The organism is Paenibacillus sp. FSL K6-1096 (assembly GCF_037977055.1).
Classification (GTDB): Bacteria; Bacillota; Bacilli; order Paenibacillales; family Paenibacillaceae; genus Paenibacillus_AQ.
On the sequence record NZ_CP150274.1, the window covers coordinates 1,116,592 to 1,131,428 of the forward strand.

The following is a 14,837-nucleotide window of genomic DNA, read 5'->3' on the forward strand; positions in this document are numbered from 1 at the left end:
GTAGAACGCCACCCTGATGCCTATGCCTGACCGGAGAACGGAATTGCTCAGTCGGTCCCTGCATAAGAATGAAGTCCGGCAATAACCAGGTTAACGCCGACCAGCGTGAACATTACAATCAGAAAGCCGAGTACAGCAAGCCAGGCAGATTTCTGCCCCTGCCATCCGCGGGCTAGCCGCAGATGGAGATACGCACTGTAGAACAGCCAGGTGACGAGTGCCCAGACCTCCTTCGGGTCCCATCCCCAGAACCTGCCCCAGGCCACCTCAGCCCATATCATGGCAAAAATCAAAGCCCCCAGGGTAAAAATCGGGAACCCGATGGCAATCGCCCGGTAAGTAATCTCATCGAGGTCGCGCTCATCAATTCCGTCAAGCACCGGATGAATCGCCCGGCCGAGCGGCTTCCGCACGATCAGCCGGAGAAGCCCATACAGAACAAGCCCGGACAGCAGTGACCAGATCACCGTATTGAACTTGCGTCCTGCATTAACCCCGTTCATCCAGGAGGGTGCTTCAAACAAAGGCTTCTTCATGCCAAGAAACGGCTGGAAGCTCTCAATTTCGCTATGGTAAGGTGCCACAATCGGCGGCATTTTATAACTCACTTTCTCTATTGTACTATCTTCCTGCCCGGGGCTGTCAATCGTTACGTTCGTACGGATGAAAACTGATTCATAGCCTGCGCCGCGGAAGGCAAATACAGATCCGAGAAACCCAATTATAACAATGATTGAGAACAGAGTAAATTCGACAAGCCGCTGCTGCTTGCGGTCGCTGCGTTCCCTGCTGCTGAAATTCACCGTCCGCAGCAGGTACATCAGACCGGCGGCAAAGCCAACGGCGAAGAAGGATTCCCCCAGCGCCGCCAGCGTGACATGAATGTTCAAATAGATCGATTTCAGTGAAGGAATAAGCGGCTGCACTTCCTGGGGAAACACAGCTGCATACGCCATTACAATAATGGAGATCGGAACCGCGAAGACCCCAAGAATCATCTTGCGGTAGATCGCGAAGATGACGGTGAAGGCCGTCATCACCATCATGGATAGGAAGGTCATGAATTCATACATATTGCTGACCGGGATATGGCCCGCTCCCATCCAGCGGGTAATGAAATAAGCCAGATGGCATAAGAGGCCGAGCGAAGAGACGATAAAAGCGATTTTGCCCCACCGTGCGGTATGCTCCTCCGGCTTCCGGCCGGACCATTTCCGGCCCATAATGGCAATCGTGAACAACATGAATGCACCGCTGTATAAGAAGAATGCTGCAATAAAGACATCACTGCTGAAATCGAGCAAGTTCATGCCAGGCCTCCTCCGTTGTCCAATGATTGTTCATCGACTGTCATGTCTATTTTCTCCAGAATCGAGACCAGCTCCCGGCGGAAGCCGAACCAGTTCTTGTTCGTGTGGCCGCCCAGCACCAGCTCCCCGCCGTCAACAGTCAGCCAGATGCGTCTATGCTGCCAGTAGAAGCCGAGAATAAGCCCCAGCATCACGATTCCCGCGCCGATCCAGACGAACGGCATTGCCCGGTCCACACGCACATTCAGATAAGTAGTGGATTCCGCGAAGTCCACATCCGTCATACTGCCGACCTCTAGCTCCAGGAAGCGCTCCCCGCCGCCCAGCTTGTCGTTGATGGCATTCTGCTGGAACTGCTCCTTATCCACCTGCTTCGGAAAATAGAAATACTGCTGCCCTTCTGCAGGCAGGTCCGGCCCGCTGATCAGAAACAAAAACGCCGGAGCGTTCGGATACGGTGACTTGGATACCGGACGGCCTTCCTCGTTGAGTCCAAAGTCCATATACTTCTCCTTCAGCTCCAGCGTGTACGGCCCCGCCTTGAAGCTGCGCTGCGACCCCTTCATTTCCAGCTTGAACTTGCCGTAGCTCTCACCGGTTGAAGCGTTCACAAGATCGGGCTGCACAGAACGCAGTACAGGCGTCAGGTCATAATCAAACTGATACGCTTTCAATCCTTTGTAGCTAAGCGGAGAGTTCACCTGGATGTCATGCCAGGCTACCTCACGGAGCTGCGGTTCCTTGGAAGGATCGCTGCAGCCGGACGTACATTCATAGAGAACCGCCTTGGTCTCGTAGAGCTTAGGCAGCACCTTTTTGCCCCGGAATTCTTCCGGCATCTCTTCGTCCGTATAGAACTCCACTGTAAACTTCTCGTTCTTGAGGTACAGGGTGGTATCCGGTATCTTCACCGCCTCGCCCTGCGGAAAAGCAAGATGCTGATCCATATTCAGGCCGGGCAGTCCTCTCGCCAGTACAGCGAGCAAAAAAATAATCAGGCCAATATGTATTACATAAGGTCCCCAGCGGCTGAAACGGTGCTTCTCGGCCAGCAGAGCGCCGCCGTCTGTCTTGACCCGGTATCCCCTCTTCCTGAGCGGCTCTTCAATGCGGGCCACCCATTGCTCCGGTTCCTCTTCTACCGGCCGGATCAGCGTGAGCTTCTGGCGGGTCAGGAACTGGCGGTGCTTGCGGACCTTCTGCCGGGTGAGCGCTTTGTACAGCGGCAGCACACGGTCGAGGCTGCAGATGACCAGAGAGGCTCCAATCATGACCAGCAACGTCACAAACCACCAGGATTCATAGGTATGCGAAAGGCCGAGTCTATAATATATATTCCCGGCAGTTCCATACGTTTGTGGATAATAAGCCTCAGCATCAATGTTCAGAAACGTGCTCTCTTGCGGAAAAATCGTTCCCAGCATCGCGCCGAGCAGCGTCAGCACAATCAGGTAGATGGCTACCTTGACCGAGGAAAAAAAGTTCCAGACCTTGTCGATGATCCCCGGACTCACCCGCTGAGAACGGCGGGCTACCCCGTCATAGCGCATCTCAAGGTTGGCGGTGGAATTCCACTCCTTCTCGTCCAGCGGCTTGCCGCAGGCTTCACAAAGAACGGTCCCCACCGGATTCTGGTGACCGCATTCGCATTTGGTATTGCTGATCAGCGGCATATGCTCCTTCATCGTCCCACCAGCTTCCCGATTTGCTCATCCAGGGAGCTTAAATTCAGTTGGCCGGTATGAATGGTTTCCACCTTGCCCTTCGTATTAATGAAGAAGGTGGTGGGCAGCGGGGAGACCCCGTAGCTGCGGACTGCATCCCGTCCCTTATCCATGACTACCGGAAAGTTAATGTCAACCTGCTTAACGAAATTCTCCACAGTCATCTGATCCTCGCCCACATTCACGCCTAAGACGACCACGCCCTGGTCTTTCCATTTCTCCCATTGCGTCTGCAGTGCAGGCATTTCCTTCACGCAGGGTCCGCACCAGGAGCCCCAGAAATTAAGCACCACGGACTTCCCTTTGTATTCCTCCAGCGTATGTGTCACGCCGTCCAGCCCCAGCAGTTCAAAATTCGGTGCTTTTCCGCCTTCCTCAGGCTTGCCGTCCCCTCCGAATACAGAGGAGCTGATGGCGTAGCCTCCAAGCAGAAGAATTAGAAATAGGATCACGATTTGGATTGGCTTTCTGGCTTTGCCCACACGCCCTGCCCCCTTCTGTGACGCAACTCATTACTTTAGTTGTTAGGTGTGAACATCCTATGAACATTATAACGAATTTTGTCACAGTTTTAGGAGAGGAAATTGTGAACATTATGTGTCTTTACGGGTAGGATTCTCTCTGAGCGCTCCGGCTCTGGCCATCTGCTGCAGGTGGTTGATTTCATCCTTGGTCAGATGGCGGTAAGAGCCGCGTTTGAGATTCTGCAGCAGAATATCCCCGAACGAAATCCGCTTCAGCCGGATTACCGGATGTGAGATCGCTTCAAACATCCGCCGGACCTGGCGGTTGCGGCCTTCATGGATGGTAATGCTGATGACCGATTCCTTGTTCTCTTCGTCGATATCCTTGTATTCAACCTCCGCCGGCGCGGTCATGCCGTCCTCCAGCTTGATGCCGGCCTTCAGCTTGTCCAGTGCCGTGCCATGCGGTATCCCCTTGACCGTGGCCAGATACGTCTTCGGCACGTGATGCTTCGGATGCGTGAGCAGATTGGCGAACTCCCCGTCATTGGTCAGCAGGAGCAGCCCTTCCGTATCATAGTCCAGCCGGCCTACAGGGTATACACGCTCTGTGATGCCCTTCAAGTAATCGGTAACGACCTTGCGGCCCTTATCATCGGATGCGCTGGTAATTACACCCTTGGGCTTGTTGAACATAATGTAGATTTTATTCTCGCCCCGGATCAGTCTGCCCGAGACCTTGATGATATCTGTTGCCGGGTCTGCTTTCGTGCCAAGCGTAGTCACGAGTTCCCCGTTGACTTCCACTTTACCGGCCAGAATCAGTTCTTCACATTTGCGTCTGGACGCCACACCTGCCTGCGCCAGAACTTTCTGTAATCTTTCCATTGTCGATGACTCACCTCAGGTTAATGATAACCATCAGCGGCATAAATCACAAGGTCATTCCACGGAAAAAATGCACCGGGGCAACCCGGGCTGTGCGGTTCCACAACTAATGGGGAAATGTGGTAGCGCCGTGCCAGCTCCAGAATCAGCTTGCCTGCAGCGAACAGCTGCTCCTGGCGCTCTGAAAGCGGCGGGATCTCGTCCGCCTCCCCGTAATTGCCTTCCAGGCAAATATGAATATGCTCAGGGTCAGTCAGCAGCGGCGCAGCATAGATGTTGCCGCCCAGCCCGACCCAGAAGTCAAAGCCTTTGCCGTTAATCGACGGACAGCGGGAATGATGTAATATGAAGCCTTTGTAATCCACCCTTGGTCAGCTCCCTCTGTGTTGGTGAAATAGCATATGAAGGGTGGGGGCGGTGGGTGAGGACCGGTTTTTAAAATAAATGCGTTGACTTACACGTTGACTTAATCGTAACTCCGGGGAATGCTTGGACTTCCGGCCGCTATTAAAGTTGGATTTCCTTGATTCCGCTGCCATGTGGCAGTAGAAATCCAACTTTAAAGGCGGACGCTCCCGCTCCTCCAGTTCCAAGCTTCCCCTCCGTTACTCCGTCAACGCACGCACAAACAGTCCTCACCACCTGGGAAGGGGTGAGGACTGGGGCAAGCGGCTGCGCAGCAGCGCTTGGGGAACCTTAATCATTCCGCCTTGAGTTCCGGCGGCTTTAGTCAGAAGATCAAGTGCATTAATACCCTCCATTTTACTCAGAAGACGACTTTACCGAAATCAGGTGCATTTATACACTTCATTAGCTCACCAAGCCGACTTTTTCCGAAATCAAGTGCATTAGTACACCTCGTTAGCTCATCCAGCCGACTCTAACCCTACCCGAACACCAACAAACATACTGCGATGGCGGCGACGAAGCCGACGAGGTCGGAGAACAGGCCGACCTTGAGGGCGTAGCGGCCGTTACGGATGCCGACAGCGCCGAAATAGACGGTCAGCACATACAAGGTGGTATCCGTGCTGCCCTGTATAGTAGAAGCAATCATCCCGATCAGCGAGTCGGGGCCGTGGACACGGATCAGGTCTGTGGTATAGGCCAGTGACCCGGTGCCCGTCAGCGGACGCAGAAGTCCCAGCGGGAACACCTCGGGCGGAATGCCGAGGCCCGTAAGCATCGGGCTGATCAGGCCCATCAGGAAATCAAGCGCGCCGGAGGCGCGGAAGACGCTGATCGCCACCAGCATCCCGACCAGATGGGGGATGATGGCGATCGCTGTGCCGAAGCCGTCTTTGGCGCCTTCCACGAACGATTCATAGACCGGAACCTTACGCGTGAATGCATACAGCGGGATAAAGGTGACCATTACCGGAATCGCCCAGGCCGAGATAAGACTGATCAGTTCTAACAAGGACGGTCACCCTTTCACAGAAGATGGCGGGAGCGCCGCGTTTCCTGGCGCTGAGCCGGGGCCGGGGCCGGAGCCTGTAACAGGCGGCGCTCCCGGCGGCCGGCGCAGCAGGGCCAGACGGCGGCACAGCCTGTCCGCAGCGATGGCGGCCAGCGTAGCGACAGCCGTCGCCGCGAGCGTCGTGCCGACAATCGCCGCCGGGTCCGCCGAGCCGTAATTCAGCCGGATCGCGATCAGGGTGGCCGGAATCAGCGTAATGCTGGCCGTATTCAGTGCAAGCAGCGTACACATCGCCGGCGTCGCCGTGTCTTTATCGGGATTCAGCGTCTGCAGCTCCTGCATCGCCTTAATGCCCATCGGTGTAGCCGCATTGCCCAGCCCCAGCAGATTGGCACTCATATTCGAGAGGATGTAGCCGATCGCCGGGTGCCCCTTGGGCACATCCGGGAACAGAAAAGCGACCACCGGTCCCAGCACCCTGGCAATCTTCTTCAGCAGGTCGGCCTCCTCTGCAATCCGCATAATTCCCAGCCAGAAGACCAGCACGCTGATCAGCCCGAAGCTTACCGTGACCCCGCTCTTCGCCCCGTCGAACACGGCGGCGGTGAATTCGTTCATCCGCCCGTTGGCCGCGGCGAAGCCGAAGCCGATCAGAATCATCCCCAGCCAGATTCCATTTAACATCGCTTCCCCCTCCTCCTCAAGCATTCATGAAGCTCTATCAGCACCGCCGTGGTCGTCAGGAGCCTCTGCCGGTAATGGAGCTGAGTGTGCTATCAGCCTCCACTATGCGGCTCCCCGGTCCGTCACACTCTGGAACAATGCCCGCAGCGCGCTGCCGAAGGCCTGCAGCCAGTTGCCCGCCGGGTAAGCGGAGGCACTTGCACTTTCACTGCTGTATTTCCGCTCATAAGCAGGTGTCTCCGGCGGCAGTTGTCCTGACGTGTACACCGGAACCCGGCCGATCTCCTGACCGCCGAGCTGCAGAATGATCACACCCCTAAGCCCGAAGCTGAGGTCGCCCGCAGCGGCGCGCGCCTCCGCCCTGCCCGCACCCGCACTGTCCAGCCCCGCACTTGTACTGGCACCTTCACCTGATCCTGCTCCCGTCCTTGCACTGGCTCCTGCCCCCGCTCCTGCACTGGCACCTTCACTCCCTCTGGAGCCAGCTTCAGTTCCAGCTGCACTCTGCCCGTTAGTCAGCACCAGCTTGTTCACCAGCCGCTCTTCCTCTCCCTGCCCCAGCGGGTAGGCAAAAGTCTTCCCGGTCACCAGGCCGTAGCCCTTAACCGCTTCCCCCCGCTCCACCAGCGTCTTCAGCGGATAGTGGTTGAAGCCGAAGTCGAGCAGCGCGGCATGGTCATTCCAGTCATTGCCGTCGTTCAGCGTGACCGCTACCAGCTGCTGCCCGTTCCGGGTAGCGGAGCTGACCAGGCAGCGCAGCGCTTTTTTGGTATACCCGGTCTTCACCCCGTCGGCCCCTTCGTAGAGGCGCAGCATCTTGTTCTTGTTGCTCCATTTGTAATCCCATTTCTCATACGGATTGTCCGCCGTCTTCTCCTTGGTGGCCACAATCTCCTTGAACACCGGGTTATGCAGCGCATAAGCGGTCAATACGGCGAGATCATTGGCGCTGGAATAATGGCCTTCTGCATCCAGCCCGTGCGGATTGGCGAAATGCGTATTTTTCAGATTCAGCTCCTGCGCCTTGGCATTCATCAGGTAGACGAAGCCCTGCTCCGAGCCGCCGACATGCTCTGCAATGGCAGTGGCCGCATCATTGCCGGAGCGCAGCATCAGCCCGTACAGCATATCCCCCAGCGTCATTTCCTCACCCAGCTTGAGGTACAGGGAGGAGCCTTCCTTCGCATAGGCATTCTTGCCAACCTTCACCTTGGAGGTGATGTCACCATTCTCTATCGCCACAATCGCGGTCATAATCTTGGTCAGGCTGGCAATCAGCATCGGCTCATCCCCCCGGCTGCTGTACAGAAGTCTGCCGGATGTCACATCGATCAGCGCTGCTGCCCGGGCATGGGTGGATACAGACTGGTTCTCAGCCTGGAGGGCAGACACCGGGACCAGCGCAAGCAGCAGACACAGGATCAGGGACAGCATTGATTTTCGCGTGATTGTCTTCATGTTCATCCTCCGGCTTCTTATCCGTTCCCGGGGGAACGGTTCTTCAGTCTTGTCTGGTTGTACAAGTGTATGCGGCGGGCGGTGCAGGTATGTCCAATCCGTCCTTATCCATGAAAAAGAGGCATCACCCCTAAGGCGATACCCCGCTTCTCTTATTCGGGCCGCAGCAACGGTTAATGTGCCGACGGGTTATGGTGCGGTTCCGTTTTGACTACAGTCTTGGTTACCTCGACAGGAGTTTCTTCCCCTACATGGACACCGTTCGTCTGGAACATGCTCTGGATTTTATCGATCAGGTGCGGCGTGGCATCAATGATTTTCTCAAACAGATGGGTCTGATTGTCAAGCGGCACAATATGTACCCCTTCCCTGCCAACGACCAGGAATGCGATTGGACGAATCGATACACCGCCCCCGCTGCCGCCCCCGAAGGGAAGCATTTTGACACCGGAACCGCTGCCGTTCACGCCCGGAGCATCGTCTTCCACTCTGAAGTCACTGCCCCCTGCGGCAAAACCGAACGCCACCTTGCTGATCGGCAGAATCACACTGCCATCCGGCGTTTCCACAGGATCTCCGACAATTGTATTGACATCAACCATGCCTTTGATATTTTCCATCGCGGTCTGCATGAGACCTTGGATCGGATGCTCTGACATTGCTATTCTCCTCCTCGTGATATAAATGTACCTGCAGTATCTAGCTTGCCCACTATGGATGGGAGTATGTAGATTTTTTAGGCGCGTTCCCGGCTCAGCAATTTCTTCCACCGGCCCAGACCGCCTTCGATCTTCGAGGCCCGGCGCAGCAGGAGCAGCCCTGAGTACAGGGCATACCCGGCAGACAGCTTCCCCTTACATACCGCCTCTGTGGCAAAAGAAAATTCGTCGCGGAACACCGGAGCCACGAACATTCTCGGAGCTTTCAGCAGTCTTACACGCTGGGAGACGAATCCGATCATCGTCCACTTCATGCCCCATAATGCCCCGGCCGCCGTGGCGGTAGCAGCAGCATCGCCGAGAGAGAAATCCGTAGACCAGTCGAACGTGCTAATCTCGATATGGGACAAGGTGTCCCTAAACCATTTGTTGAGGCCCTTGGTAGCCTTGAGAGCAATACGAACGTTCTTGAGCCAGTCCGTGACCGCTTCTTTATCCACCTGCGCCTCCTCGTCTGAGTCCCGCTTCACCGGCGCGATGCCGCTTTGTTCAATGTGGACCTTAATTCCCCGTTCCAGATTCTCGAACACCAGGATCGGCACCTCATAATGGAACTTGACCAGTCCAAATACAGCTTTGATATCGAATTCAATCCGGTCATCCTTGCCCTTCCTGCATGCCCGAAAATGAAAATGGATCGAAGAGGCCAATACCAGCAGGAACATCAGAAGAACGAGCAGCAGCAGAATCAATGGAATCGCCAGCCATAACGTCACACGCTTAACCTCCAAGCAGCTTGTAGAATGCGGAAATATCGAGCCTATGGATTAGTATGGCAATTCTGGCAGAATAACATTCCGTTATAGCAAAATAACCCCACATAGTGAGGCTTTAGCTTCGTGATGCTTATCAAAAAGAAAACCGCCGCCCCGGCAGGGGCTGGCGGTCTTACCGGGACAGCGGCAGTGCGCTGCGGTTATTCTGTGTCAGGCTCAGGGACCTCATCGAAGGTCATCTGGCTGTCCAGCTTGCTGAACAGCAGCTGAGTCTCCTCTTCCAGGTCTTCGGAGGTATCGAAGCTGGACGGCTCCGGCAGCTCCTTCAGACTGGCCAGCCCGAAGCTGTCCAGGAACGACTTGGTCGTTCCGTACAGAATCGGACGGCCCACGGCTTCGGCCCGGCCCACCTCTTGAATCAGATCCTTGTTGCCGAGGGTATGTATCGCCCGTTCAGACTTAACCCCCCGGATCTCCTCGATCTCCACCCGTGTAATCGGCTGCCGGTAAGCCACAATGGCAAGCGTCTCCAGCGCCGCCTGAGACAGGGACGATCTGGAGGGCGAATAGGCCAGCCGCTCGAAATACTGGGCGTGCTCCGGCAAAGTTGCCAGCCGATAGTTCCCGGCAATCTGCACCACCTGCAGGCCGCGGCCCTGCGAGACATAATCCTGTCTTAAATCATCCAGCGCGCGGGTCGCCAGTTCCGGCCGCTGCTCGGTAATCTCGGCAATCTGCCGGACAGACAGACCTTCATCACCGGAGAGAAACAGCAGGCCTTCAATAATCGATTTCAGCGTGTTGTAGTCCACTGAACTCTTCTCCCCCTCTCCATTCCATTACAATATCATCGAACAATTTCTCCTGGTAACAGAAGATTGCCCGCATCTTCATCAGCTCCAGAATCGCCAGGAAGGTCGTAACAATCTCATGCCGGTCCATCTCCTCATGCAGCAGGGACGAGAAGCGCAGCCGGCCGCCTATACCTGTGCGCTGGAGCGCTTCAGTCACATCGCGAATCCGGTCCTTGACCGAGATCTCATCCCGGGTGATCCGCTGGTATGAGGTCCGCCGGGCCGCCTTGCTGAGCGCCTTGCGGAACGCGGCAATCAGATCGGCGGTATGCAGCCCCTTGGGAATCAGATCGGCCTGAGCTGGAACGTAGGGGCCAAGATCCTCAGGCTCCTTCGTAAAAATCAGACTGCGCTCACTCTCCATATCCAGCAGCTGCACCGCGATGCTCTTGAACTTGCGGTATTCAATCAGGCGCTGCACCAGCTCCGCGCGCGGGTCATAGCCGTCGTCCTCATAATAATCGAAGTCCTCGATTTCAATGACCGGCGGCTTCGGCAGCAGCATTTTGCTTTTGATCGACAGAAGGGTTGCTGCCATCACCAGAAATTCGCTGGTAATCTCCAGCTCAAGCTCCTTCATGCCCTGCAGGAATTCCATATACTGCTCGGTGATCTCGCTGACCGGAATGTCCTGGATGTCGATTTCCGCCTTGTCAATCAGATGCAAGAGCAGATCGAGCGGACCTTCGAACGTCTCCAGCTTGTACAATACAGTCACGCGGTTTCCTCCAGCCCAAAAAAAGTAAAGTGCAGCGCCGCACGGACGCTACACAAGTAGAAAGATCTATGTTCATGCTTTCTTCTCATACATATAAATAAGCACGATTTAGGCTGATTCGTCAAGAGGCGTATTATTTGAACAGCTTGTTGAGATTGGCCATTTCGATGGCCGCTGCTGCGGCATCCCAGCCCTTATTGCCGGCTTTGGTCCCGGAGCGCTCAATGGCCTGTTCAATATTCTCAGTGGTCACCACACCAAAGATTGTCGGAACACCGGTCTTCAGGTTAATGGCCGCGACACCCTTAGCCACTTCATTGCACACATAATCATAGTGGGTGGTAGAGCCGCGGATGACGGTACCAAGCGTGACTACTGCATCGTATTTGCCGCTTTCGGCCATTTTCTGGGCAATCAGCGGAATTTCAAACACGCCCGGCACCCAGGCCACATCAATCTCGTCATCGGCCACGCCATGGCGCTTGAAGGCATCCAAGGCTCCCGAGAGCAGCTTGCTGGTAATGAATTCATTGAAACGGCCAACCACGACACCATATTTCAGTCCCTCGGATACTAAATGTCCTTCTAAATAGTTCGGCATTGTGTTCATCAACCCTTCTGGTATAAGATAATGTTCTTTGGCAAGAGTCAGTTCTTGGACGCCTCATTCTGTTCGATATCGTCAAATTTCAGCAGATGGCCAAGCTTCGCCTGCTTCGTATGCAGATAACCCGTATTGTCCTTGTTCTCCGGCATCTGAATCGGCACCCGCTCCACCACCTCAAGGCCATAACCTTCCAGACCTTTGATCTTGCGCGGATTATTGGTCAGCAGCCGGATCTTGCGCAGCCCCAGATCCTTCAGAATCTGTGCCCCGATGCCGTAATCCCGCAGGTCAGCGGCGAAGCCCAGCTTCAGGTTGGCATCCACCGTGTCCAGCCCCTCTTCCTGCAGCTTGTAGGCACGCAGCTTGTTGATCAGGCCAATGCCCCGGCCCTCCTGCCGCATATAGAGCAGCACGCCGCGCCCGGCTTCCTCGATCTGGCGCAGTGCCGCTTCGAACTGCGGTCCGCAGTCACAGCGGTGCGAATGGAACACATCACCGGTCAGGCACTCGGAATGCACGCGTACCAGAACCGGCTCGTCACCGGAGAGATCGCCTTTGACCAGCGCGACATGCTCCTTGTCATCCACCTCGTTGGTGTAAGCAATCGTCTGAAACACACCAAAGTCTGTCGGCAGATTCACCGCCACCTCGCGGTTAACGAGCTGCTCCTTCTCATTGCGGTAATGGATGAGGTCCTTGATGCTGATCAGCTTGAGATCATGCTTCCTGGAGATCTCAATCAGATCAGGCAGGCGGGCCATCGTGCCGTCCACCTTCACCACCTCGCAGATCACGCCTGCGGGGTAAGCGCCGCACATACGGGCCAGGTCAACAGCCGCCTCAGTGTGGCCCGACCGCCGCAGCACGCCGCCCTTCTTGGCGATCAGCGGGAACATATGCCCCGGCCGGCGGAAGTCGCCCGGCTTGGCCGCCGGGTCCAGCAGCGCCTTGATCGTCATGGAGCGCTCTGCGGCGGATATGCCGGTAGTGGTGTCCTTGTGGTCCACCGACACCGTAAACGCTGTGCCGTGATTATCCGTATTCTGGGCAACCATCGGTGTAAGCTCCAATTCCTCCGCGCGTTCTGCCGTAATCGGCACGCAGACCAGACCGCGTCCTTCAGTAATCATGAAGTTGATCACTTCGGGTGTTGCCCGTTCCGCCAACGCTACGAAGTCTCCTTCATTCTCGCGGTCTTCGTCATCGACAACGATGATGACCTTCCCGCGCATCAGATCGTAGATGGCCTCCTCAATGGGGTCAAGGATGCGGTCTTTGGGTTCCTGCTCGCTCATCTTACTGTCCTCCTAATGGCTGTCCGCCCCGGGGCGGTAATCAGCCTAATCTATATTTATACGAAACCGTTGGCCGCCAGGAAGTCATGGCTGATCTTCGAGCTGCCCTTCGCCTCTTCATCGCCCGCACGCGAACCGTAATGGAGCAGATGATCCACGTATTTGCCCAGCACATCGCATTCCAGATTAACGCGGTCGCCGGGACGCTTATGGTTCAGTATGGTCTCTCCAAGCGTATGCGGGATGATGGATACCGTGAAGGTGGCAGCTTCTGCCGTAACCACGGTAAGGCTGATGCCATCAATGGTAATTGAGCCTTTGGGAATGATGAATTTGAACAAATCCTTGCGCTCCGGCGCAATCCCGAACACCACCGCATTCTGATTGCGCTTGACGCTGCGGATCTCGCCGGTACCGTCCACATGCCCCTGGACAATATGTCCTCCAAAGCGGCCGCCCGCCGCCATGGCGCGCTCCAGATTAATCCGGCTGCCGGGCCGCAGCTCCTTGAGCGTGCTGTTACGGTATGTCTCGGGCATGACATCCACAGTGAAGTGGCTGTCTCCGAGCGAGGTAGCCGTAAGACAGACACCGTTGACAGCCACGCTGTCGCCGATCTTCAGATCATCCATAATGAGGGAGGCGCCGATGCTCAGTACCATCATCTCCCCGCCGCCGCTCACGCTGCGGAGTACGCCTACCTCTTCAATTAAGCCGGTGAACATGCCATCCCTCCTTAATCGTTATGCCTTCGCTTCTAACGTACAGGGGTGCCGCTGACACAGATATTATCCCCGAGCACCTCTACTTCCAATCCTTCAAGCAGTACAGCATCGCGCATCAGCTCCACGCCCTGGAAGTCGAAGGTCCCGGCCGCCGCTGCACCGCCGCCTACAATCTTCGGGGCGAAGAACAGCACAACCCGGTCAACGAGTCCTTGCTCCAGCATCGCCCCGTTCAGCGTGCCGCCGCCCTCCAGCAGAATCGAGCCGATCTCCATCGCCCCCAGCGCAGCCATAGCCGCCTGCAGATCCACCCGGGGACCGGAGCCTGCATCGATCACCTGAACCCCGGCTGCAGCCAGCGCAGCCCGGCGGTCAGGATCGGCAGCTTCGGTGGTTACGACTACCGTAGGTGCCAGTCCGTCTGTGACCACAGCACTGTCGAGCGGAAGCCTCAGCGAGGAGTCGATAATGATCCGCAGCGGATTCAGTCCAGGCACATTCAGTCTCGTGGTCAGCGAAGGGTTATCGGCAATAACCGTATTCACTCCGACCATAATTCCCTGATGGCGGTGGCGCAGCGTATGTACCAGCTCCCGCGCTTCCGCATTGGAGATCCATTTGCTGTCACCGGTCCGGGTGGCGATCTTGCCGTCCAGCGTGCTGGCGCTCTTCAGGGTGACGAACGGCTGCTTCGTGAGAATGTATTTGATGAACTTCTCATTCAGCCGCAGCGCACGGCTGCGCAGCAGCCCCACTTCGACGTCGATCCCCTGTTCACGCAGCATCTCGATCCCCCGGCCGGCGACCTGCGGGTTAGGGTCTTCACAGGCCACCACGACCCTGGCGACGCCTTCATCGATCAGGCGCTGGCTGCATGGAGGCGTGATGCCGTAATGGCTGCAAGGCTCAAGTGTGACATAAGCGGTGCTGCCCTGTGCTTTGCCTGCCGCCATATTCAGCGCATGCACCTCCGCATGTCCGGTGCCGCGCTGCAGATGGGTTCCAATGCCGATCATAACTCCATCCTTCACCACTACACAGCCAACTACGGGATTAATTCCCGTCTGGCCCTGTGCCCGCTCCGCCATATCCAGCGCAAGGGACATGTAAAACTCGTCATTCATCTTATCCATGTCTTGCCTCCTGTTCCCCGGCTGTATTCTTAAGGTGTACCATCCAAACAGAAAAACCCGTCTCAATCTCCAGGAGGAGTTCAAGACGGGATATATGAGAGGTAACGATAGACCTGTAAAAG

General features: G+C 56.2%; 16 protein-coding genes. All 16 read right to left on the minus strand.

Annotation, left to right across the window (positions count from 1 at the left end):
- Window positions 1-47: 47 nt before the first annotated feature.
- The 16 genes from ccsA to ribD all read right to left on the minus strand — a co-directional run bounded on the left by ccsA (window position 48) and on the right by ribD (window position 14,715).
- Window positions 48-1,310, minus strand: a complete 1,263-nt coding sequence (gene ccsA / locus MHI24_RS05075; RefSeq protein WP_340024482.1) for a cytochrome c biogenesis protein CcsA — start codon at window positions 1,308-1,310, stop codon at window positions 48-50.
- Window positions 1,307-2,995, minus strand: coding sequence for a cytochrome c biogenesis protein ResB (locus tag MHI24_RS05080; RefSeq protein ID WP_340024483.1), 1,689 nt, complete (start codon window positions 2,993-2,995; stop codon window positions 1,307-1,309). Before MHI24_RS05080 ends, ccsA begins: the two co-directional genes overlap by 4 nt.
- Window positions 2,992-3,516 (minus strand): thiol-disulfide oxidoreductase ResA, encoded by a 525-nt coding sequence (gene resA / locus MHI24_RS05085; RefSeq protein ID WP_340024484.1) that lies wholly within the window; start codon window positions 3,514-3,516, stop codon window positions 2,992-2,994. Before resA ends, MHI24_RS05080 begins: the two co-directional genes overlap by 4 nt.
- Before the next feature lie 111 nt (window positions 3,517-3,627).
- A complete protein-coding gene (locus MHI24_RS05090; protein ID WP_340024485.1) occupies window positions 3,628-4,386 on the minus strand; it encodes a pseudouridine synthase in 759 nt (252 codons plus the stop codon).
- A gap of 20 nt (window positions 4,387-4,406) precedes the next feature.
- Entirely contained in the window at window positions 4,407-4,751 is a 345-nt protein-coding gene (locus MHI24_RS05095) for an N-acetylmuramoyl-L-alanine amidase (RefSeq protein ID WP_340024486.1), read from the minus strand.
- 521 nt (window positions 4,752-5,272) lie between these two features.
- Entirely contained in the window at window positions 5,273-5,806 is a 534-nt protein-coding gene (locus tag MHI24_RS05100) for a spore maturation protein (protein ID WP_340024487.1), read from the minus strand.
- A 6-nt stretch (window positions 5,807-5,812) separates the two neighbouring features.
- Complete coding sequence (locus tag MHI24_RS05105) at window positions 5,813-6,490, minus strand: nucleoside recognition domain-containing protein (protein ID WP_340024488.1); 678 nt, start codon at window positions 6,488-6,490, stop codon at window positions 5,813-5,815.
- A gap of 102 nt (window positions 6,491-6,592) precedes the next feature.
- Window positions 6,593-7,954: a D-alanyl-D-alanine carboxypeptidase family protein gene (locus MHI24_RS05110; protein WP_340024489.1), complete on the minus strand. Its 1,362-nt coding sequence runs from the start codon at window positions 7,952-7,954 to the stop codon at window positions 6,593-6,595.
- A 167-nt stretch (window positions 7,955-8,121) separates the two neighbouring features.
- Window positions 8,122-8,607, minus strand: a complete 486-nt coding sequence (gene ytfJ, locus MHI24_RS05115; protein WP_340024490.1) for a GerW family sporulation protein — start codon at window positions 8,605-8,607, stop codon at window positions 8,122-8,124.
- 77 nt (window positions 8,608-8,684) lie between these two features.
- Window positions 8,685-9,383: a DUF2953 domain-containing protein gene (locus MHI24_RS05120; RefSeq protein ID WP_340024491.1), complete on the minus strand. Its 699-nt coding sequence runs from the start codon at window positions 9,381-9,383 to the stop codon at window positions 8,685-8,687.
- Window positions 9,384-9,583: 200 nt separating this feature from the next.
- A complete protein-coding gene (scpB, locus tag MHI24_RS05125; protein ID WP_340024492.1) occupies window positions 9,584-10,195 on the minus strand; it encodes an SMC-Scp complex subunit ScpB in 612 nt (203 codons plus the stop codon).
- Window positions 10,164-10,955, minus strand: a complete 792-nt coding sequence (locus MHI24_RS05130) for a segregation/condensation protein A (RefSeq protein ID WP_340024494.1) — start codon at window positions 10,953-10,955, stop codon at window positions 10,164-10,166. The genes scpB and MHI24_RS05130 overlap by 32 nt, the downstream gene beginning before the upstream one ends.
- 133 nt (window positions 10,956-11,088) lie before the next feature.
- Window positions 11,089-11,556, minus strand: a complete 468-nt coding sequence (ribE, locus tag MHI24_RS05135) for a 6,7-dimethyl-8-ribityllumazine synthase (protein WP_340024495.1) — start codon at window positions 11,554-11,556, stop codon at window positions 11,089-11,091.
- A gap of 47 nt (window positions 11,557-11,603) precedes the next feature.
- On the minus strand, window positions 11,604-12,857 hold the full coding sequence (locus MHI24_RS05140) for a bifunctional 3,4-dihydroxy-2-butanone-4-phosphate synthase/GTP cyclohydrolase II (protein WP_340024496.1): 1,254 nt from the start codon (window positions 12,855-12,857) through the stop codon (window positions 11,604-11,606).
- 56 nt (window positions 12,858-12,913) lie between these two features.
- Entirely contained in the window at window positions 12,914-13,582 is a 669-nt protein-coding gene (ribE, locus tag MHI24_RS05145; RefSeq protein WP_340024497.1) for a riboflavin synthase, read from the minus strand.
- A 32-nt stretch (window positions 13,583-13,614) separates the two neighbouring features.
- Entirely contained in the window at window positions 13,615-14,715 is a 1,101-nt protein-coding gene (ribD, locus tag MHI24_RS05150; protein WP_340024498.1) for a bifunctional diaminohydroxyphosphoribosylaminopyrimidine deaminase/5-amino-6-(5-phosphoribosylamino)uracil reductase RibD, read from the minus strand.
- Between the last annotated feature and the right edge of the window lie 122 nt (window positions 14,716-14,837).